The sequence below is a fragment of the Mesorhizobium sp. CNPSo 4689 genome (assembly GCF_057784325.1).
This window is the reverse complement of record NZ_JBWLUZ010000010.1, coordinates 57,001-77,956: the sequence shown is the minus strand read 5'-3', so window position 1 is coordinate 77,956 and position 20,956 is coordinate 57,001. Positions and strand designations below refer to the sequence as shown.

The following is a 20,956-nucleotide window of genomic DNA, read 5'->3' as shown; positions in this document are numbered from 1 at the left end:
GCGCGCTACTCGGCCGCGGCGCGAATGCCCGAAGGCGCGTCGGGGAAGGTGCAGATGACCGTGGTGCCGCTGTCCCTGCCGGTCTGGATGCGGACGCTGCCGCCATGCAATTCGACGAAGCTCTTGACGATCGACAGGCCAAGCCCGGCGCCGCGCCGACGTCCGCCATTGGTCCTCGGCTCGAAGCGGCGGAATACTGAATCGAGCACGTCCGGCGGCATGCCGGGGCCGTCGTCGTGGACGGAGAATTCCACACCCTCGGCCAGCTGCCGGCAGGCAAGCATCACCGTGCTTGCCTCCGGCGCGTAGTTCGCGGCGTTGCTCAGGAGATTATAGAGGATCTGGCGGATGCGGGTTTCGTCGCCGTGGAAGCTTTTCGGCGCCGCCGCCGCATCGACCTTGAGCTTGATCGAATGCTCCTCCAGCCGCTCGGCGACCAGTTCGGATGCTGCCGCGATGGTCCGCTCGACGCTGACTTCGGAAATGTCGAGCTGCATGATGCCGGCGTCGACCGTCGCCAGGTCGAGTATGTCGTTGACGATGGTGAGCAGCACCGAAGAGGACGAGCCGACATGCTCGACATATTCGCGCTGCTTCGGCGTCAGCGGACCGGTCGCCGGCAGCGACAGAAGCTCGGTGAAGCCGATGATGTTGGTCAGCGGCGAGCGCAGCTCGTAGGAAACGTGCTGCACGAAATCGTTCTTCAGCTGGTCGGATTTCTCCAGCGCCTCGTTCTTGTCCTTCAGCGCCCGCTCGACATTGACGCTGTCGGTGACGTCGACGAAGGTCATCATCACCTGCCCGTTGGGCAAATGGATGACGGCATAGCGCAACACGGTGCCGTTGGTGAGTTCGGTCTGGCCATGGCGGTCGCGGCGCTCGTCGTCGAAGCCGGTGATGGCGGCGACGAACCCGCCCCACGGGCTGTCCGCGGCGCGCTGGTCGCAGAGGTCGCGGATCGCCTGGACATGGACGTTGGGCTTGACCACGTCCTGGCTCAGCCCCCACAGCGCGACGAAGGCCGGGTTGGAGAGGCGAAGCCGCCCGTCGGGTCCGAACACAGCAACACCTTCGGCAAGGTTGTCCAGCGTCTCGCCCTGGACCCGCACCGCCGTCTGGTAGCGGCTTTCGAGGTCCATCTTCTCGGTCAGGTTCTCGAATACCCAGGTCACGCCGCCCTTGGGCTGCGGGTTGGCGACCACGCGGATCGTCTTGCCGTCAGGCAGATGCCACCAGTGCTCCTGCGATTCGACCGCGCGGTAGGCGCTGAGCAGACCCTCCTTCCAGCGCCGCCACTCGGGCTGCTCGGCGATCTTGCCTTCGCTGCGCAGCCGGTCGAGCAACAGGGCATTGTCCGGGGCGCTGTGCAGGAAGCCGCTGTCGAGATTCCACAGCTTCTGGAAGGCCTGGTTGAAGAAGCGCAGCTTCTCGTCGGTGTCGAAGATCGCGACCGCCGTATTGAGCTGGTCGAGCGTGTCGGCGTGGCTTCTGACCGTGCGCTCATATTCGCCGCGGATGGTTTCGGTGGCGCTGGTGTCGCAGGCAAGCCCGGCCGAGCCGTCGGTGCCGGCGAAATCGGTCACCGCGAACACACGACGGTCACCCTCGATCACCGTCGACAGCGTCTGTTCGAAGACCAGGCGCGATTTGTGCTGTTCGGCGATCGTCTCGCGCGCCTGGCCGCCGAGGAATTCCTTGGCCTCGCGAACCGCGGTTTCGGCGTTCGGCGCCTCGACCGCCTCGGCATAGGCGCGGTTGACCCATTTCAGCCGCCCGTCGGCCGCGCGCAGCCATGCCGGCATCTTCAGTGCGTCGAGCAGGCCGAGCATGGTGTCGTAGTCGGCGCCGAGCCGCTGGTTCTCGATCTTGAGCCTTGCCTGGCTGCGCAGCGTTTCCGACAGCGAGACGAAACGCACCAGCACATGCGCCGCGCTCTTGCGGCCATAGACTTCGAGCGGCACGCCGGCCTGCGATTCGATGACGAGATCGAAGGCCTTTGCCTTTTCGCGCAAGGCGGTGATCGCGTGTTCGAGTGCCGCCGCCGAACGCGGCATCAGCCAGCGACCGAAGGCGAGGAAGGCTGCCCGGTCCTCGGGCGCGCCGCTCTCCACCGGCAAGGTTCCGAGGAGCTCGGGCTTCTTGTTCTCCGAGGCCCAGACGACCACGCGCTGGTCGCGCAGGTTGAGCAGCGCCTCGGAGCGCTGCAGCGCCGCGTTGACGTCTGCTATGCGGGTCCTGAGTTCGGCATTCTGCGCCGAGGTGCGCGCCCTTTCGCGGATCAGGAAGATCGCCGAGACGAGTGCCGCACCCATCACGCCGGCGAACATGGCCATTTGCATGACCTCGACCGCGCTGACCCCCAGTCCGGCCTTTTGCGTTGGTTCGGCATGCGCGGCAAACACAAGCAGTGGACCGGAAAGCACCGAGGTGGCAAGAAATGTCCCGATGCGGGCTCCGGCACGCGATGAAAGACGCCCGCCCGCGACGGCGGGGCGGGTCCTTGTCGAATCGTTATGGCCGCCGGAAACGGCCTGTCCCGCCTGACGCGGGTTTTCCCCCGGCATGTCTTGGTCCTCTTCGCCGCCTGAATGCAAGACCGCCCTGATGCGTGCGCCGTCCCTCGTCCCCGGACCGCGAATCACAACATAGCGCTTGCTGGAATCGGCGTGAAGAATCAATCGACGCAAAAATAAAGCCGGGCGAAATGTCAATCGCCCGGCGTCAATATGTGGTAGGAATTTTCGCTTTGGTTAATAGCGGTAGTGTTCCGGCTTGAACGGCCCCTGCGGCGTCACGCCGATATAGGCGGCCTGTTCGCCGGACAGTTCGGTTAGCCGGGCACCGAGCTTGCCGAGATGCAGGCGCGCGACCTTTTCGTCGAGATGCTTCGGCAGCACGTAGACCTGGTTCTGGTACTGGCCAGGCTTGCTGTAGAGTTCGATCTGCGCCAGCACCTGGTTGGTGAACGAGGCCGACATGACGAAGCTCGGATGGCCTGTGGCGTTGCCGAGGTTGAGCAGGCGGCCTTCCGACAAAAGGATCATCCGCTTGCCGTCCGGGAAGGTGATCATGTCGACCTGCGGCTTGACGTTGGTCCATTTCAGGTTGCGCAGCGACGCCACCTGGATCTCGTTGTCGAAGTGGCCGATATTGCCGACGATCACCATGTCCTTCATCGAACGCATATGGTCGAGGGTGACGACGTCCTTGTTGCCGGTGGTGGTGATGATGATGTCGGCGGTCGGCGCGGCGTCTTCCAGCGTGACGACCTCAAAACCGTCCATTGCCGCCTGCAGCGCGCAGATCGGATCGACCTCGGTGACCTTGACGCGGGCGCCGGCGCCCTTCAGCGAAGCCGACGAGCCCTTGCCGACGTCGCCATAGCCGCACACCACGGCGACCTTGCCGGCCATCATGGTGTCGGTGCCGCGGCGGATGCCGTCGACCAGCGATTCCTTGCAGCCATATTTGTTGTCGAATTTCGACTTGGTCACGGAATCGTTGACGTTGATCGCCGGGAACGGCAGCAGGCCCTTCTTCTGCAACTGGTAGAGCCGGTTGACGCCGGTCGTCGTCTCTTCGGTGACGCCGCGGATCGCTTCCTTCTGCTTGGTGAAGAAGCCGGGCGAAGCCTTCAGCCGCTTCTTGATCTGGGCGAACAGGATCTCTTCCTCTTCGCTGCCCGGGTTGGAGAGCACGTCCTCACCGGCTTCGGCGCGCGCGCCGATCAGGATGTACATGGTGGCATCGCCGCCATCGTCGAGGATCATGTTGGAGGTGCCGCCATCGGTCCACTGGAAGATCCGGTCGGTGTAGTCCCAGTAATCCTCGAGCGTCTCGCCCTTGATGGCGAACACCGGGATGCCGGCTTCGGCGATCGCCGCCGCCGCATGGTCCTGGGTCGAGAAGATGTTGCACGAGGCCCAGCGGATATCGGCGCCCAGCGCCTTCAGCGTTTCGATCAGCACCGCCGTCTGGATCGTCATGTGCAGCGAGCCGGTGATGCGCGCGCCCTTGAGCGGCTTCTTGTCGCCGAATTCCTCGCGGCAGGCCATCAGGCCCGGCATTTCCGTTTCGGCAATCTCGATCTCCTTGCGGCCCCAGCCGGCAAGCGAGATGTCGGCGACCACATAGTCCTTGCTACCCGTCATGGCAGTGCTCCGGTGTGAATTGTCTGCGGCACGCGCCCGCGCCGGAAGGCGCATGGAGGGGCGCGGATTGCCGGCCTGACTAGCAGATCGGCCGCCAAACGACAATGGGATATAAAGAAATCTTTATTCGTGCATGTCCTTGCGGGGCGGCGTAGGCTCTTCCAGATAAGCCGCGGTCAGCTTTCCTCGCCGAAGCGCGAGGCGACCAGCTGCTCCAGCGCGTCCATCGCCTGCAAGGCTTGCGGCCCGCTGGCGGTGACGCGGATCGAATAGCCGGGGCTCGCCGCCAGCATCATCAGCCCCATGATCGACGTGCCGCCGACCTTGACGCCGTCCTTCTCGACATCGACCGTGGCGTCGAAACCGCTGGCGACCTGGACGAACTTCGCCGAGGCGCGCGCGTGCAGGCCACGCTGGTTGACGATCGGAAACTCGCGCACGACGTGGTCTTTCTCCGGCGACAGCGCGTTCATTTGCTGCTCAGGAGCTGGCTGGCCACGTTGATGTATTTGCGTCCCGCCGCCTGCGCCTCGTCGAGCGCGGCGGCCATGTTGTCGCCCTTGCGGATCGAGGAAAGCTTGATCAGCATCGGCAGGTTCATGCCGGCGATCACCTCGGTGCGGCCGGATTCCATCACCGAAATGGCAAGGTTGGAAGGCGTGCCGCCGAACATGTCGGTCAGGACGATGACGCCGGCCCCGGTGTCGACGCGCGCCACGGCGTCGACGATGTCGCGGCGGCGCTGCTCCATATCGTCATCGGCACCGATCGCCACGGTTTCGAAATTGTCTTGTGGCCCGACGACATGTTCCACGGCATGTCGGAACTCGGTGGCCAGTTGACCGTGCGTTACAAGCACGAGTCCGATCATTCGTTGGTGGCTCCCGTCATCGCCGCTTCACAGGCGCATTTTATGCTCGCCAGCCATTCCAGGCGGCGGGAGCGCTATCTTGTCGACGCGAGGCGCGTTGACAAGCCCAAAATTGCGCCGGCCCGGGCCATTTTGACGCATTGCAACAAAAAATCCGGACCGGATCATAAAAAAGGCGCGATGGACAACCGCGCCATCACCGCCGGCAAAGCGGTCGCGGCGTTGCGCTCGGCAAGGTCGATACGCGGCACCGGGCAGCCGGCGACCGGCTCGCTGATTTCCTCCTGGAAACGGGCCATCTCTGCCTTCGGCACCAGCCGCACATGCAGGTCGATCACGCCGCCCGGCTCGAACAGCAGCGGACGCGGAATGAACCCAGGCACCTCGGCGAGACCGGCGATGGTCGCCGGCACGCGGCAGACCAGCCGCCCCGCATGGCTTGAGGCAAGCAGCCTGTCGTCGCCGATCATGCGTGAAAACAGCCCCCGTGCGCGGCAATGGTCGAGCAGTATCAATGCCAGCGTCGTCTTGCCGGCGCCCGACGGCCCGGTGATGAGGACGCCGCGCTCGCCGATCAGGATCGCGGTTCCGTGGATGTTTTCAGGCTTCGCGGCGGCATCGGGCATGAGCGTGTTCGAACCGGTCAGCCTTCGGCCGGCAAGGTGACGACGAAGCGAGCGCCCTTGATCTCGCCGGGCTTGGTGCCCGGGATGTTCTCGGCCGTCAGCGTGCCGCCATGCGCCTCGACGATCTGCCGGCTGATCGACAGGCCGAGGCCCGAATTCTGGCCGAAGGCTTCGCCGGCCGGCCGGTCGGTGTAGAAGCGCTCGAAGATGCGGTCGATGTTGTCGGCCCGGATGCCGGGACCGTTGTCGTCGACGGTGACGATGTTGACCTTGCCGGCGCGCGCCAGCGAAATGGCGATGTGGCCATGGTCTTCCGGCACGAAGGAACGCGCATTCTCGATCAGATTGGTGATGACCTGGCCGATCCTGAGGTCGTGGCCGGTGACGAAATAGCCTTTGACGCCTTGCGGCAGCTTGGCAACCTTGAACTCGATCTCGACCGCCTTCTTGTTGCGCGTCGCCTCGCGCGACACGGCGACGAGATCGGTGATGAATTTCTTCAGGTCGACAGTTCCGGCGTCTTCGCGCGCGAGCTCGGCGTCGAGCCGGGAGGCGTCGGAAATGTCGGTGATCAGCCGGTCAAGCCGGCGGACATCGTGCTGGATGATCTCCATCAGACGCGCGCGTGAATTGTCATTCTTCGCCAAAGGTAGAGTCTCCACGGCGCTGCGCAGCGACGTCAGCGGGTTCTTCAATTCATGCGAGACGTCGGCCGCGAAACTCTCGATCGCCTCGATGCGGGCATAGAGCGCATTGGTCATGTCGCGTACGGCGATCGACAGATTGCCGATCTCGTCCTGGCGGTCGGAAAAGTCGGGGATTTCCTCGCGGTTCTTGACGCCGCGCCGCACCCGCACGGCAGCGGCCGACAGCCGCCTGAGGGGATTGGCGATGGTCGAGGCAAGCAGCATCGACAGGATGGCGGTGACGAGTGCGGCGATGCCGAAGACGCGCAGGATCGCCTTGCGCTCGGCGGCGACGATCTTGTCGATGTCGCCGCCCTCGGTCGACAGCATCAGCACGCCGAGCACGGCGCGGAAGCGCTGGATCGGCACGGCGACCGACACGATCTGCTCGCCCTGCTCGCTGATCCGCACGATGGTCGACGGGCTGCCGGTCAGCGCCTTGACCACTTCGGGGAAAGCCGCACCATTGCCGCCCGGCTGTTCGTGGTAGACCGGCAGGTCGGTGTTGCGGAAGAAGTCGAAGACGAATTTCTGCACCCGCTCCAAAAGGTCCGGTTCCTCCTCGTCGACCGGCGGCAGGTCGTAGCGCAGTATCTGGCCGCGCGAATAGAGATGGCGCGAATCGAGCAGCAGGTTGGCGTCGCGGTCGTAGATGCGGGCGCGCGTGCGCGTCGGCGAGATCAGCCTTCTCAGCACCGGCGCGACGCGCTCCGGATTGATCGGGAAATCCAGATTGTCGAGCTGGTCGGAGCCGGGTCCGAGGCTTTCGCCGGCCTGCAGCTCGAGCAGCTTTTCCGGATCGATGCTGATCGAATCGGTTTCGACCGTCGCCGACGCCGCGATCGCGCCGGCGATGATCTCGCCCTGCGTCATCAGGCTTTCGACACGGGCATCGATCAGCCCGTCGCGGAAGGTGTTGAGGTAGAGAATGCCGGTGACCAGGACGGCCAGCCCGGCAAGGTTGAGGAAAAGGATGCGCCGTGTCAGGCTGGAAAAGATGTGATGGCCGAGGAAACGGCGCATCGGCACGGTGATCTTCGACAGGAATGCGGGCAGAATCCGCGACGGGCGCCTGGCAGCGCCCGCCCTTCTGCTCCGCTCTACGTCCACTGCCATCGAATAGCAGCTCCCGCTGAAATTAAGCCTCGCGGAACCGGTATCCGACTCCGTAAAGGGTTTCGATCATCTCGAAGTCATCGTCGACGGCCTTGAACTTCTTGCGCAGCCGCTTGATGTGGCTGTCGATGGTGCGGTCGTCGACGTAGACCTGTTCATCATAGGCCGAATCCATCAGCGCATCACGGCTTTTTACCACACCAGGACGCTGCGCCAGCGAATGCAGGATCAGGAATTCCGTCACCGTCAACGTCACCGGCTCGCCCTTCCAGGTGCAGGTGTGGCGCTCCTGGTCCATGACCAGCTGGCCGCGTTCCAGCGAGCGAGCCTGCTGGCTGGGCGCCTTGGCCGCCGCCTCGCGGGCGCTGGTGCGGCGCAGCACCGCGCGGACACGCTCGACCAGAAGGCGCTGCGAGAACGGTTTGCGGATGAAGTCGTCGGCACCCATCTTGAGGCCGAATAGCTCGTCGATCTCGTCGTCCTTCGAGGTCAGGAAGATCACCGGCAGATCGGACTTCTGGCGCATCCGGCGCAGCAGCTCCATGCCGTCCATGCGCGGCATCTTTATGTCGAGGATGGCGAGATTTGGCGGCCGCGCCGCCAGGCCTTCCAGCGCTGACGCCCCATCCGTATAGGTCTCGACGCGGTAGCCCTCCGATTCGAGGGCAATCGACACAGACGTCAGAATGTTGCGGTCGTCATCGACAAGCGCGATTGTTGCCATTTCAAGCGGCTCCCTCATGAGCTGTCCCTTCTTTCGTAGAGAAGGGGCTTTTGCAGGACAAATTAGGTACAAAATGTGGCATAGGCTCCGCCCGCTGTCACGGACGGTGTACCGGCGGCCACTATCGCACCCTACGCGGATTGGACGATCGACGACTGCCAATCCTTTGGGCAACCATCAGACTTTTTTGCACATATAAACGATTTAAACAACTTTCAAAATTTTTAAATCGATTAATGATTTGATATCATTCGTGTTTTCTGGTTCTGACCGTATCGGCCTCGTTTGCGGGGCACCGGTAATTCACCGGCCAGGACGCGGCAAATCACAGAAGGGACACTTGATGTCGGAAGCCGGCAAACGCAATCCCGCATGCAAGATCGATCTCGAGACCACCGGTATGGTGCGCTATAATTTTAGCGCCGCGGCACTCTACGAGGAGGCGATCGGCCGCGGCGAGGCCCGGCTCACCGCCCATGGCGCGCTCGTCGCCGAGACCGGCCAGCACACCGGCCGCTCGCCGAAGGACAAGTTCGTCGTCCGCGACGCGACGACCGAGCCGCATGTCTGGTGGGACAACAACAAGGCGATTTCGCCGGCTGAGTTCGACACGCTGCTTGCCGATTTCCGCACCCATGCGGCAGACAAGGACCTCTATGTCCAGGATCTGGTCGGCGGCGCCGATGCCGAACTGAAGCTGCCGACCAGGGTCATCACCGAATTCGCCTGGCATTCGCTGTTCATCCGCAATCTGCTGATCCGCCCTGAAGCCGACGAACTCGAGCATTTCGTACCCGAAATGACGATCATCGACCTGCCGTCCTTCCGCGCCGATCCGGCCCGCCACGGTACCCGCACCGAGACGGTGATCGCGGTCGATCTCACGCGCAAGATCGTGCTGATCGGCGGCACTTCCTATGCCGGCGAGATGAAGAAGTCGGTGTTCACCATGCTCAACTACCTGCTGCCGGCGAAAGGCGTGATGCCGATGCATTGCTCGGCCAATGAAGGGCCTGCCGGCGACGCGGCGGTGTTCTTCGGCCTGTCGGGCACCGGCAAGACGACGCTGTCGGCCGATCCCTCGCGCACGCTGATCGGTGATGACGAGCATGGCTGGGGTCCGCACGGCATCTTTAATTTCGAGGGCGGCTGCTACGCCAAGACGATCAGGCTTTCGGCCGAGGCCGAGCCGGAGATCTTCGCCACCACGCGGCGCTTCGGCACCGTGCTGGAGAATGTCGTGCTCGGCGCCGACCGCGTGCCGGATTTCGACGACGGCAGCCTCACCGAAAACACGCGCTGCGCCTACCCGCTCGGCTTCATCCCCAACGCCAGCAAGACGGGCCGCGCCAGCCATCCGAAGAACATCATCATGCTGACCGCCGACGCCTTCGGCGTGATGCCGCCGATCGCCAGGCTGACGCCGGCGCAGGCGATGTACCATTTCCTCTCGGGCTACACGGCCAAGGTGGCCGGCACCGAAAAGGGCGTCATCGAACCGGAAGCGACGTTCTCGACCTGCTTCGGCGCGCCGTTCATGCCGCGCCATCCGTCGGAATACGGCAATCTGCTGCGCGAACTGATCGCCGGCCACGACGCGGATTGCTGGCTGGTCAACACCGGCTGGACCGGCGGCGCCCATGGCACCGGCCGCCGCATGCCGATCAAGGTGACGCGGGCGCTGCTCGCAGCCGCACTCGACGGCTCGCTGAAATCAGCCGATTTCCGCACCGACGCCAATTTCGGTTTCGCGGTGCCGGTGGCGGTTGCCGGCGTCGACAGCGCCATTCTCGATCCCCGTTCGACCTGGGCCGACAAGCCGGCCTATGACCGGCAGGCGGCAAGGCTGGTCGGCATGTTCGCCGCCAATTTCGAGAAGTTCGAGCCCCATGTCGATGCAACGATCATGGGCGCCGCGCCGCGCCTGCAGGAAGCCGCGGAATAGCCCTTTCGGCATCCGCTTGCCTATCGAGACCCGGCTTCGGTCGGGTCTTTTCTTTTTTGTCCCGCCGCGTCATGACTGCGGCATGAATGCCGACGAGAAAATCATCATTGCCGACGAGGCGACAATCCACCCCGGCGACCTGCACGAGGATTTCATCCGCTCGTCCGGCCCAGGCGGCCAGAACGTCAACAAGGTGGCGACCGCGGTGCAGCTGCGCTTCGACGCCGCCAACGCGCAGGGCCTGTCGGAGCGCGTGCGCGAAAGGACCATAAAACTCGCCGGCCAGCGCGCCACCAAAGACGGTGTCGTCGTCATCGAGGCGGGGCGCTTCCGCACGCAGGAGCAGAACCGGGCGGACGCACGCGCCAGGTTGACGGCTCTCGTGGCCAAGGCGGCCGAGCCGCCACCGCCGCCGCGCAAGAAGACCAGGCCGTCGAAGGGCGCCGTCGAGCGCAGGCTGAAAACCAAGGCTGGGCGCTCCACGGTGAAGAAGCTGCGCGGCCGCGTTGGTGACGACTGAGGTTGTCTGCCCGGCGAAAGCGGCTTTCGGGTCGCCGTTTTCTTCTGAGGATGGCATTCTCCGCCGGACAAACCGGATGAGGCGGAAACTCTGATGCTCGTTCTGCCCAAAGGCGTGCGCCATATGCCCGGCTACCTGCCGCGTGCCGCGCAGGAGGCGCTGGTCGAGGAGATCAGGAAGGTGGTGCAGGCCGCACCCTTGTTCGTGCCGGCCATGCCGCGCACCGGCAAGGAGATGAGCGTGCGCATGACCAATTGCGGTCCGCTTGGCTGGGTCACCGACAAGCAGCAAGGCTATCGCTATCAAGCGGCGCATCCGACGACCGGATTGCCTTGGCCGCCGATCCCGGACGCGTTGCTGGAATTGTGGCAAGAGGTAGCGGCCTATCAGCATCCGCCACAGGCCTGTCTCGTCAATTTCTATTCGAGCGAGGCCAAAATGGGTTTGCACCAGGACCGCGACGAGGCGGATTTCTCCGCCCCCGTCGTCTCCGTGTCATTGGGCGACGACTGCCTGTTCCGCGTCGGCCAGACGACGCGCGACGGCGGCACAAAATCGTTCAGGCTGAAGAGCGGCGATGTCGTCGTGCTCGGCGGCGAGGGCCGCCTCTGCTCCCATGGAGTCGACCGGATTTATCCGTCGACCTCGGCGCTGCTCAAGAATGGCGGGCGGATCAATCTGACGCTGCGGCGGGTGACGCTGCCGGCGTGATGGCCCGGAGCTGGGGGCGCCTCGGGCCTGGGCACTGCGCTTACTTCGAAGCGTGTTCGGTGCCGGCCTGGAGAGTGGAAATCCTACTGCTGCGCAGATAGACGGTAACTGTCGGCTCGCGATGCAGGACCTCGTATTGCTGCAGCACAAGCGCGATCCGCGGATCGTGCAGCATGAGATCGTCCCAGAGCGGCCCGGTCCCGGCGCTGTAAAGCACGATATCCGGTTTCTTGGTGGCGATCTCCGAAGCCAGTTGCCCGATAATGTCGTCGCGGATGGCTTCCAGCCGGTGCCGCTGCCCGGGATCATCGGTGCTGGCGGCAAGCAGGTTGGCGTTGTAGACGGCCCAGGCCGCGGGATAGCGCGAGACGAAGTCGCCATTGACCAGCCTGGCGAGGGGGTGGGCCACCTGCAGCCGGGCTGCAAGCGACGTGATCGTCGGCTTTGGGCCGATGCGCTGGATCGAGGCGACGGACCGCTCGATTGACCCGTTGTCGGCGGTGAGGAAAAGCTGCTGGATGCCGGCCGAGGTCTGCAATATGAGGAAGCCGCCAAGGGCGGCGGCGAGCCAGCCGACCGGCTTCACGCGGCCATTGTCGCCCGCGCGCAGCAATTGCACGCCAAAGGCGAAAATGCCGAGAACCATCATCGGCAGGGCATGGTTTGGCCAGCCCTTGCCCATGATCAGGAAGGCTGGAACGAAGCCGAGCGCGGCCAGCAGCAGGATTTTGGCGTCCCAATGCATCTGCCTGAAACCGCGGGCAAGAAGCACCGTCGCCGCCGCGAAAAAGAGCAGCAATCGCGGCCAGGTCTTGAGCAGAGTCAGGAAGGGCGCGCGTGCCGGCAGATAGACATCTCGCAGAAACGGCAGGATCTCGGTCAGGAATGTCGTCTGGAAAATCACGACATAGGCGATGTAGAGCGCAACGATCGCGGCGCCGATGATGTTTTCGACGACGAATAGCGGTTTCAGGGATCGCCGCTGGAAAGCTAGGCACATGGCAGGCAAGGCAAAGGCCAGTGCGAAATGCGGCGGCTTGACCATCACCACGATGGCCGCGCAGACACCCGCGACGACCTGTTCCCAACCCGTGCCGGCGGCAAATCCCGGCGCCCGCTGGCGAGCGCATTGAAGCGCGATCCAGGGCAGGATCGCGATCGTCGCAAAATGCTCGCGCTGGCCGAATTCGCCGGGGTGGAAGCAGAGCAGGACAAAGAGTGCGGCCGGCAGCGCCCAAAGCGCGCCGGGCTGGCGATAGGCCGCATCGGCGCGCGCCAGGATGCGGGCGGAGATGGCAAGGCTGGTCAGTCCGGCGCCGATCACGCCGAGGGCCAGCCACAACTCGGCGCGGCCACCGACCAGCCGTTCCAGAACCATGAACGGCATGTAGAGCCAGATCGAGAACGGCGGATTGACCTCCATGAGGTCGACGTTCAGCCGCTCGCCGTTCAGCAGCCGGTCGCAGACGACCAGCAGCCACGACACATCGACATTGGTCGGCACGACCACGAGCGCAAGCCATGCTGCGTAGGCGGCCACCGCCAGTGTCAGAGAGAGTGGCACCACCGTCAGCCAGAGGGGGCGCGTCGCCAGCGCCACGCCGGCCAGGGGCTTGTCGAACGGTTCAGCCCCAGACATAGCGGAACGTCCGGCAGTCGAGCGTGATGGAATTCGCCAAAACTGCGGCGATGCCAGCCATAACGACCGCAACGGCCGCGGGCAGGCCGAGCTTCTCGAAGAGAAGGATCGGCAAGGTGATCGCCGGGCTCACCATGCTGTCTTGCGCCGAAGTCCCTCGGCCTCCTGACTTACGGTGGAGCGAACATAGACAGTGATTGCCGGCTCCGTGTGCAGCACATGATAGTCGCTCAAGACAGCCGCGATTCTCTTGTCGTTCAGCATGAGCGCATTCCAGGCGGGATCGACTTCGGGGCCCGACAGCACGATATCGGGCTTCCTTGCCGATATCTCGGCGGCGAATTCGCCGATTGTCCGATCGCGGATGCTCTCCAGCCTCTGTTTCTGTTCGGGATCATCGGCGGTGCGCACAAGTTTTTCCGCCTTGGAGACCACCCACGCACCCGGGTGGCGCGATATGAATCTGCCATCGACCAACCGGGTCAGGGGGTGTGCCGCCTGCATCTGAGCGGCAATCGATATGATCGTGGGATGCTCGATCGTGCCGCGGATTGCGGCGACCGATCGCTCGATCGGCCCGTTGTTCGCCGCCAACGCGATATACTGCGCTCTGACCGTCGTTTGCAGCACGAGCACGCAGCCGAAGATCAGCGCGGCCCTGCGCACGATCCCTGCCTTGTGAAAATCACCAAACCGCAGGAGCTGAAGGCCTGACGCAAGTACCGGGATCGCCACCATCGGCAGCGCATGGTTCGGCCAGCCCTTGCCCATGAGCAGGAATGCAATGACCAGGCCGAGCGCGCTCGTCAGCAGGATCCGGGTGTCCCAGTGCACATGCCTCGTCCCGCCCATGGCGATGACGATGACGGCGGACAGCAGCAGCACGACCTTTGGCCAGTTCGCCAGATTGTCGATGAACGGAGCGCGGATCGGCAGGTAGACGTCCCCGAGAAGGGGCAGGATGTCGGTGAAGTAGGCGCGGTCAAAGATCGCAATGCAGGCGACATAGCCGACGGCGATCGCTGCGCCGATGAGGTTTTCTGTGACGAAGAGCAGTCTTGGGGAGCGCCGTTGAAATGCAAGACACAGCGATGGCAGCATCAGGGCGAGCGCGAAGTGGGGCGGCTTGACCATGACCACGAGAGCCGCACCCAGCCCGGCCAGGATGCGCTCGGCAAGCGATCCGGCGACGAAATCCGGCGTCCGCTGGCGCGCGCACTGCAACGCCAGCCAGGGCAAGATGCCGATCAGCGCGAATTGCTCGCGTTGACCAAACTGGTCCGGCAGGAAACACAGGATCATGAACACTGCAGCCGGCAATACCCATAGGACGCCAGGCTGCCGGTAGACCGGGTCAACAAGGACCAGAATTCGAGCGGAAACGAACAGGCTGGCCAAACCGAGACAGACGACCCCGAGCGTCAGCCAGAGTTCAGCACCTATGCCGGTCAGCTTTTCCAGGAGCATGAACGGCATGTAAAGCCAGATCGAAAACGGTGGGTTGGTCTCCAATATGTCGGTGTTCAGCCGCTCTCCCGCGAGCAGCCGGTCGCAGACGACCAGCAGCCACGACACATCGACATTGGTCGGCACGATCGCGATCGCCAGCCATGCGGCATAGGCGGCTGTCGCCAATGTCAGGAAAAGCGGCGCCACCGTCAGCCAGGCGGGTCGCGACGACAGCTCCAGGCCAGCCAGGGGCCCGTCGAAGGGTTCAGCGCTAGACATTGCGGAACACCCAGCGGCCGAGCACGATGTAATTCACCAGCGGCACGGCGATGCAGGTCAGAACGACCGGAACGGCCGCGGGCATGCCCAGTTTCTCGGTGAGAAGGACCGGCAGGGCGATGGCTGTCGCCAGGCCTGTTGCGTTGAGCAGGAGAAAGCGCGGCAATTCGAAGGCGTGGGCGCCTGCCGACACGAAGGTGAAATATTTGTGCCCGGCATAGGAAAACAGCCCAGCGACCGCATAGGCCACCGCCGACGCCAGGGTCGCCGGCAATATGGCCGCCCCCGCGCCGCCTCGCGAAAGCAGCAAGGCGCAGGCGCCATAGATCAGCGTCGAGGCGCCGCCGATGACGGCGAAGCGCGAAATCCGGCCATAGCGGGGCATGTTCAGCATCTTGGGGGTCAGGCCGCCAGTCTGCCACCTTTGGGCGCCGCGTCGAAAGCCGCATCTTTGCCGAACACGGCCAGCAGCGACACGCCGAAAGGCAGTTCGGCATTCGGCACGATCCGGCTCTCCGCCGAAAACAGCGCCTTCATCGCGCTGTTGATCGGCTTCGGCGGCATTGCCTGTCCGGAGGCGGTGTTCGAGCGGCGCAGGCGATCGGCAAGGCGGGCAAGTGCCGCGACCGGAAACAGCGCCGCGTTGGTATAGCTCAGCTTCTCGATCCGGTATCCGGCCTGCTCGATGCGCGCCTTCAGCAGTTCGCGCGAATAGCGCCTCATGTGGTGCAGCCCGACATCGTGCTTGCTCCACAGCCATTGGTGCGCGGGAACCGTTAGCACGACCTTGCCGCCTGGCTTCAGCATACGGCGGATCGTTGCCAGCGAGGCTTCGTCTTCGGCAACGTGTTCCAGCACGTCGAACAGGCAGATGAGGTCGAAGCCTTGCGACGCGACGGGCATCCCGTCGGGGAGGTGCCCGGCAAGGAAGTCGTGGCCGGTCTTCTCGCGGGCGATCTGGCGGGCAAGATCGTTCATCTCCACCGCCGTGACAGCGCCGAACTGTTCCAGCATCTGGATATTGCCCCCCGTGCCGGCGCCGATCTCGAGGATATCGGCGTCGCCAGGCAGGCCGAGACCGCGGATGACTGCCTCGGCGATGGCGCGCCGCCCGCAGAACCACCAGTGCTCGTCCTCGGTGGCCGCCATCTGTCGGTAGGCGTCGAGCTCCATCAGTCCGTCCCCTCATATGTGCGGCGCACGATGTAGATCGGGCGCTGTTTGATCTCGGCATAGACGCGACCGAGGTACTGACCGATGATGCCGATGCCGAGCAACTGGATGCCGCCGAGGAAGAGGATGCTGACCAGCAGCGAGGCATAGCCGGGCACGTCGATGCCGAACACCAGTGTCTTGGCGATGATCAGCAGGCCGTAGAGGAACGACAAGGCCGAGATCGTCGCGCCGACATAGGTCCAGATCTCAAGCGGCGCGGTCGAGAAGCTGGTGATGCCTTCGAGCGCGAAGTTCCACAGCCGCCATCCAGAAAACTTGGATTGGCCGGCGATGCGCTGATCGCGTTTGTATTCGACCGTCGCGGTGCGAAAGCCGACCCAGGCGAACAGGCCCTTCATGAAACGGCGCCGTTCGGGCAAGGAGCGCAGCGCTTCGATCACCTGGCGGTCGATCAGCCTGAAGTCGCCGACATCGTGCGGGATCTTCTGCTGCGCGATCCAGTTGTGGACGCGATAGAACATCGACGCGGAGCGCTGCTTGAGAAAGCTGTCGCTCGACCGGTTGGCGCGCTTGGCAAGCACGACCTCGAAACCCTCGCGCCATTTTTCGACGAGCAGCGGAATGACATGCGGCGGATCCTGCAGGTCGACATCCATGGGGATCGCGGCATCGGCATCGCAGCAGTCGAGACCGGCGGTGAGCGCGGCTTCCTTGCCGAAATTGCGCGACAGGTCGATCACCTGGATGCGCCGATCGGTTCGCTGTGCCTCGATCAGCCTCTCGAGCGTCGCATCGCTGCTGCCGTCATTGATGAAGATGAATTCGAAGGCGACGCCGGCGTCCTTCAGCGGGTCGATATTTTCACGCACGGCCGCCAGGAACGGAGCGATCGCTGCTTCCTCATTGTGCACCGGCACGATCAGCGCGACCGTGGCCGCCCCGCTCTTCGGGCTCGTTTCGCCGGCAGTGGCCGGTCGATCGATATGAAGGAATGGCGCGTTCATTGCCTGCCGAAGCCCGCGGATCAGGCCCCGACAATAGAAAAGCTCGGTTAAGATGACTTTAAGGAATGCCTCAAGATTTCACAGCTTCCTGAGAGCCACTTCCTCGACCAGGTGATTGGCGCCCTTGCGCAGGATGAGATCGGCCCGTGCCCGCGTCGGCAGGATGTTTTCGCGCAGGTTCTTCAGGTTGATGTTGGCCCACAACCCTTCGGCGATGGCGCGCGCCGCATCTTTCGAAAGCTGCGAATAGCGGTGGAAGAAGGAGTCCGGATTGCGGAAGGCGGTTTCGCGCAACCGCATGAAGCGCTGGATATACCATTGGTGGATCAGCGCCTCATCGGCATCGATATAGATGGCGAAGTCGAAAAAGTCGGACAGGAACGGCACGATCTTGCCATCCCTCGGCAACTTGCCCGGCTGCAGCACATTGATGCCTTCGAAGATCAGTATGTCCGGTCGGTCGATGGTGACGAACTCGCCGGGAATGACGTCGTAGGTCAAATGCGAATAGACAGGCGCGCGGACATTGCGCTGCGCCGATTTGATGCCCGACAGGAACCTGAGCAGTGCGCCGACGTCGTAGCTGTCGGGAAAACCCTTGCGCTCCATCAGATTGTCGCGGCGCAGGATCTCGTTCGGCAGCAGGAAACCGTCGGTCGTGATGAGATCGACCTTGGGGCTCGACGGCCAGCGCGCCAAAAGTTCCTTGAGGACGCGCGCCGTGGTCGATTTGCCGACCGCGACGGAGCCGGCAATGCCGATGATGAAGGGCGTCTTGACCACGTCCTGGGCGTTGAAGAAGGCCTGCCGCTGCCTGAACAGCAGCTGGCTCGCCTCGACATGCGCCGAGAGCAGCCGCGACAGCGACAGATAGATGCGCTTGACCTCTTCGAGGTTGACCGGGTCGTTCAGCGAACGCAGGCGGTTGATCTCGTCCTCGGTCAGCGTCAGCGGCGTGTCGGCGCGGAACTGTGACCATTGCTCGGCCGAGAAGAAACGATAGGGCGAATATTTCTCGGTAGGAGCAAGCTGGTCCATCGAGTTTCCTGCCCTCCTCGCGGTCAGCCCTTCGACCGGGATGCCTTTTCGGCGACGCCCGAGCGGCCGGTGCGGCCCTCGAGTTCTCTCAGCACGTCGTCCAGCGGAACCCCCGCTATGCCAAGGACGACAAGCCAATGATATATAAGATCGGCACTTTCCGAAACGAGGGCCTGCTTGTCGCCCTTCACGGCGGCGATCACCGTCTCGACCGCCTCTTCGCCGAGCTTCTGTGCCGCCTTGTCGATGCCCTTGGCGAACAGTTTTGCTGTCCACGAGTCCGGGTCGCCGGACCGGGCGCGTTCGCCGATGATTTTTTCCAGATCGGGCAGCGAAAATTGAGCCATGGCAGCCGTTTAGAGCCGATTATCCAGGGAGTCCAGCCGCATGGGCAGCCCGGCACGGGCCATATGCGCCTTAGCTTGCGCGATCGTGTAGGTGCCGAAATGGAAGATCGAGGCCGCGAGCACGGCCCCGGCATGGCCGTCGCGTATGCCTTCCACCAGATGGTCGAGCGTGCCGACGCCGCCGGACGCGATGACCGGCGCGCGCACCGCGTCCGCAATGGCGCGGGTCAGCGCAAGGTCGTAGCCGGCCTTGGTGCCGTCGCGGTCCATCGACGTCAACAGGATCTCGCCGGCGCCGCGATCGACCATCTGCCTTGCGAAGTCGACGGCGTCGATACCGGTCTTCTCGCGCCCGCCATGGGTGAAGATCTCCCAGCGGTCGGCCTCGTTGGCCGCGGATACCTTCTTGGCGTCGATGGCAACCACGATGCACTGGTTGCCGAACTTGTCGGCGGCTTCCGCGACGAAATCCGGGTTCTTCACCGCCGCCGTATTGATCGACACCTTGTCGGCGCCGGCCAGAAGCAGCTTGCGGATGTCGGCCACCTGGCGCACGCCGCCGCCGACGGTCAGCGGCATGAAGCATTGTTCGGCGGTGCGGGCGACGACGTCGAAGATGGTCTCGCGGTTGTCCGACGACGCTGTGATGTCGAGAAAGCAGAGCTCGTCGGCGCCGGCCGCGTCATAGGCCTTGGCCGCCTCGACCGGATCGCCGGCATCGACCAGGTCTACGAAATTGACGCCCTTGACGACGCGGCCGTTCTTGACGTCGAGACAGGGGATGACGCGGGCCTTCAGCATCAGCTTTTCTCCAGGGTCGCAAGCAGGTCGACCAGCAACTGACCGACCAGTGGCGGCACGTCGCCCTTGGCGTCGAAAGCCGGATCGTAGGCGGAGATGGTGAGGCCGACGAGCGTCAACGGTCCGGCCATGCCGCACATCGCCTGACGCACTTGCTCCGGAGCCGGACCGCCAGGAGTGGCGTAACGGTTGGCCTGCAGCGCTTCGGGGTCATGGACATCGAGATCGATGTGCATGTGGATGCGCTCGGCGCCGGCGTCCTTCAGCTTTTGCGCCGCGCCGGCCCAGTCCGGGCATTCGGTCCGGATGACCGGCAGCGTCTCCAGCAATTGCTCTTCCGCAGTGTCGAGGTCGCGCGCGTTGACCAGCACGCAGCGGGCAGGATCGATTGCCTTGAACCCGGGGATCCGCGCCGAGATAGGTCGCCAGCAAAGCCCGAGCACGGTCGCCAGCGCCATGCCGTCGAGAAAACCCGATGTCGAGGTATCGGGCGTGTTGAGGTCGCCATGCTGGTCGGCCCAGATCATGGCATCGGCGCCTTCGCCGGCCACCGCGCCGGCGCTGGTCAGGCAATTGCCGGCAAGCACAATGGGAAACCGGCCACGGTCACAGGCAATGCGGACTTCACCCGACACAGCGTTGCAGACGGCGAAGCCGGTTGCGATCTCACGCTCCTGCTCGTCGCTCATCCTGCCTATGTCGTGAACGTCAATGTCGTGCCCGGCAAGCTTGAGCGCATCGGTCAGCCCGCCGGCAATCAACGCGTCCGGCCCCTGGCCGCAGCCGCCGTGATAGTAACCGCTGTCATAGGACGCCAGGATGATCGTGACGTTCACGGCGTTGTCTCCGCCTGTTTGCCGCTCAAGATCGCCAGCGCCTCGGCCGGATCGATGCGCCCGTCATAAAGCGCGCGGCCGGAGATCGCGCCTTCGAGCCTCTTCGCGTCGGGCATGGTCATGCGCACGATGTCGGCGATCGAGGCGAGCCCGCCGGAGGCGATCACCGGGATCGACACCGCTTCGGCCAGGTCGATGGTGGCGTCCCAGTTGATGCCGGTCAAAACGCCGTCGCGGTCGATGTCGGTGTAGATAATGGCGGCGACGCCGGCGCCTTCGAATTTCTTCGCCAGTTCGATGACGCCCAGGCTCGACGCCTCGGCCCAGCCTTCCACCGCCACCTTGCCGCCCTTGGCGTCGATGCCGACGGCGATCTTGCCCGGGAAGGCCCTGCAGGCCAGCCTGACAAGGTCGGGGTCACGCACCGCAACCGTGCCGAGGATGACGCGGGCAAGCCCGCGGTCGAGCCAGTCCTCGATCTGCTCGAGCGTGCGGATGCCGCCGCCGAGCTGCACCGGGTTCTTCGTCGCCTTGAGGATGGCGCCGACCGCCGCGCTGTTGACGCTCTGGCCCTTGAAGGCGCCGTTGAGGTCGACGACGTGCAGCCACTCGAAGCCTTGCTCCTCGAAAGCTTTAGCCTGCGCGGCCGGATCGTCATTGTAGATCGTCGCGGTCGCCATATCGCCGTGCTTCAGGCGCACGCATTTGCCATCCTTTAGGTCGATGGCCGGAAACAGGATCATCTAGGCGCCCTCGACAATGACGAAGTGGCCGGTCGATGCCGCCAGCCGGTATTTCGAGGCTTCCTTGTATTCAGGCGATTCGTAGCAGGCGATCGCCGTCTCGTAAGACTCGAACTCGACCAGCACGTGGCGGTTTCCGGTCGGTCCCTCCGGGCTCACATAACGTCCGGCGCGCACGGGGAACTTCGCGCCATATTTGACGAAGGCTTTTGCATTGGCCTCGATGTACTGCTTGTAGACCTCGGGGTCGCGAACATCGATCATCGCCATCCAATAGCCCTTCTTGCTCATGGG

General features: G+C 64.0%; 22 protein-coding genes. 3 read left to right on the top strand and 19 right to left on the bottom strand.

The features are described 5' to 3' along the window. Positions 1–5: 5 nt before the first annotated feature. From AC04SI_RS16135 to AC04SI_RS16105, 7 genes are all read right to left on the bottom strand, one after another. A complete protein-coding gene (locus AC04SI_RS16135) occupies positions 6–2,564 on the bottom strand; it encodes a sensor histidine kinase (protein ID WP_404274577.1) in 2,559 nt (852 codons plus the stop codon). A gap of 186 nt (positions 2,565–2,750) precedes the next feature. Continuing rightward, positions 2,751–4,151 carry an adenosylhomocysteinase gene (gene ahcY, locus AC04SI_RS16130; protein ID WP_192178340.1) on the bottom strand — a complete coding sequence of 467 codons (1,401 nt, stop codon included), beginning with the start codon at positions 4,149–4,151 and terminating at the stop codon, positions 2,751–2,753. A 176-nt stretch (positions 4,152–4,327) separates the two neighbouring features. Beyond that, entirely contained in the window at positions 4,328–4,624 is a 297-nt protein-coding gene (locus tag AC04SI_RS16125; protein WP_404274579.1) for an HPr family phosphocarrier protein, read from the bottom strand. Further along, positions 4,621–5,022, bottom strand: coding sequence for a PTS sugar transporter subunit IIA (locus AC04SI_RS16120; protein ID WP_010912939.1), 402 nt, complete (start codon positions 5,020–5,022; stop codon positions 4,621–4,623). The genes AC04SI_RS16125 and AC04SI_RS16120 overlap by 4 nt, the downstream gene beginning before the upstream one ends. A gap of 164 nt (positions 5,023–5,186) precedes the next feature. Further along, a complete protein-coding gene (locus AC04SI_RS16115; RefSeq protein WP_404274583.1) occupies positions 5,187–5,648 on the bottom strand; it encodes an HPr kinase/phosphorylase in 462 nt (153 codons plus the stop codon). Between the two features lie 17 nt (positions 5,649–5,665). Next, the gene (locus AC04SI_RS16110) at positions 5,666–7,450 is read right to left on the bottom strand and encodes a sensor histidine kinase (RefSeq protein WP_006201273.1); all 1,785 of its coding nucleotides are present in this window, start codon (positions 7,448–7,450) and stop codon (positions 5,666–5,668) included. Positions 7,451–7,472: 22 nt separating this feature from the next. After that, entirely contained in the window at positions 7,473–8,174 is a 702-nt protein-coding gene (locus tag AC04SI_RS16105; RefSeq protein WP_006201274.1) for a response regulator transcription factor, read from the bottom strand. A gap of 343 nt (positions 8,175–8,517) precedes the next feature. Between AC04SI_RS16105 and AC04SI_RS16100 the strand changes: the two genes are divergently transcribed. The 3 genes from AC04SI_RS16100 (at position 8,518) to AC04SI_RS16090 (ending at position 11,350) form a co-directional block, all read left to right on the top strand. After that, complete coding sequence (locus AC04SI_RS16100) at positions 8,518–10,119, top strand: phosphoenolpyruvate carboxykinase (RefSeq protein WP_404274587.1); 1,602 nt, start codon at positions 8,518–8,520, stop codon at positions 10,117–10,119. An 82-nt stretch (positions 10,120–10,201) separates the two neighbouring features. Next, a complete protein-coding gene (gene arfB, locus AC04SI_RS16095; protein ID WP_040582465.1) occupies positions 10,202–10,639 on the top strand; it encodes an alternative ribosome rescue aminoacyl-tRNA hydrolase ArfB in 438 nt (145 codons plus the stop codon). Between the two features lie 93 nt (positions 10,640–10,732). Next, positions 10,733–11,350: an alpha-ketoglutarate-dependent dioxygenase AlkB family protein gene (locus AC04SI_RS16090; protein ID WP_404274589.1), complete on the top strand. Its 618-nt coding sequence runs from the start codon at positions 10,733–10,735 to the stop codon at positions 11,348–11,350. A 40-nt stretch (positions 11,351–11,390) separates the two neighbouring features. Here the strand turns inward: AC04SI_RS16090 and AC04SI_RS16085 are convergent, their stop codons facing one another. The 12 genes from AC04SI_RS16085 to AC04SI_RS16030 form a co-directional block, all read right to left on the bottom strand. Then, positions 11,391–12,989, bottom strand: coding sequence for a hypothetical protein (locus AC04SI_RS16085; protein ID WP_404274590.1), 1,599 nt, complete (start codon positions 12,987–12,989; stop codon positions 11,391–11,393). After that, the gene (locus AC04SI_RS16080) at positions 12,976–13,122 is read right to left on the bottom strand and encodes a hypothetical protein (protein ID WP_488474497.1); all 147 of its coding nucleotides are present in this window, start codon (positions 13,120–13,122) and stop codon (positions 12,976–12,978) included. The genes AC04SI_RS16085 and AC04SI_RS16080 overlap by 14 nt, the downstream gene beginning before the upstream one ends. Beyond that, positions 13,119–14,717, bottom strand: coding sequence for a hypothetical protein (locus tag AC04SI_RS16075; RefSeq protein WP_488474496.1), 1,599 nt, complete (start codon positions 14,715–14,717; stop codon positions 13,119–13,121). Before AC04SI_RS16075 ends, AC04SI_RS16080 begins: the two co-directional genes overlap by 4 nt. Beyond that, the gene (locus AC04SI_RS16070; protein WP_488474495.1) at positions 14,710–15,102 is read right to left on the bottom strand and encodes a GtrA family protein; all 393 of its coding nucleotides are present in this window, start codon (positions 15,100–15,102) and stop codon (positions 14,710–14,712) included. Before AC04SI_RS16070 ends, AC04SI_RS16075 begins: the two co-directional genes overlap by 8 nt. Before the next feature lie 17 nt (positions 15,103–15,119). Beyond that, entirely contained in the window at positions 15,120–15,890 is a 771-nt protein-coding gene (locus tag AC04SI_RS16065) for a class I SAM-dependent methyltransferase (protein WP_404274595.1), read from the bottom strand. After that, positions 15,890–16,897, bottom strand: coding sequence for a glycosyltransferase family 2 protein (locus AC04SI_RS16060; protein WP_404274597.1), 1,008 nt, complete (start codon positions 16,895–16,897; stop codon positions 15,890–15,892). Before AC04SI_RS16060 ends, AC04SI_RS16065 begins: the two co-directional genes overlap by 1 nt. 78 nt (positions 16,898–16,975) lie before the next feature. Next, complete coding sequence (gene coaA, locus AC04SI_RS16055) at positions 16,976–17,935, bottom strand: type I pantothenate kinase (protein WP_404274598.1); 960 nt, start codon at positions 17,933–17,935, stop codon at positions 16,976–16,978. Between the two features lie 23 nt (positions 17,936–17,958). Beyond that, positions 17,959–18,282 (bottom strand): phosphoribosyl-ATP diphosphatase, encoded by a 324-nt coding sequence (locus AC04SI_RS16050; RefSeq protein ID WP_404274600.1) that lies wholly within the window; start codon positions 18,280–18,282, stop codon positions 17,959–17,961. A 9-nt stretch (positions 18,283–18,291) separates the two neighbouring features. Further along, positions 18,292–19,086: an imidazole glycerol phosphate synthase subunit HisF gene (hisF, locus tag AC04SI_RS16045; protein ID WP_404275340.1), complete on the bottom strand. Its 795-nt coding sequence runs from the start codon at positions 19,084–19,086 to the stop codon at positions 18,292–18,294. Further along, a complete protein-coding gene (locus AC04SI_RS16040; RefSeq protein ID WP_404274601.1) occupies positions 19,083–19,919 on the bottom strand; it encodes an arginase family protein in 837 nt (278 codons plus the stop codon). The genes hisF and AC04SI_RS16040 overlap by 4 nt, the downstream gene beginning before the upstream one ends. Next, on the bottom strand, positions 19,916–20,662 hold the full coding sequence (hisA, locus tag AC04SI_RS16035) for a 1-(5-phosphoribosyl)-5-[(5-phosphoribosylamino)methylideneamino]imidazole-4-carboxamide isomerase (protein ID WP_404274602.1): 747 nt from the start codon (positions 20,660–20,662) through the stop codon (positions 19,916–19,918). The genes AC04SI_RS16040 and hisA overlap by 4 nt, the downstream gene beginning before the upstream one ends. Next, positions 20,663–20,953 carry a DUF1330 domain-containing protein gene (locus AC04SI_RS16030; protein ID WP_192178328.1) on the bottom strand — a complete coding sequence of 97 codons (291 nt, stop codon included), beginning with the start codon at positions 20,951–20,953 and terminating at the stop codon, positions 20,663–20,665. Positions 20,954–20,956: the final 3 nt, after the last annotated feature.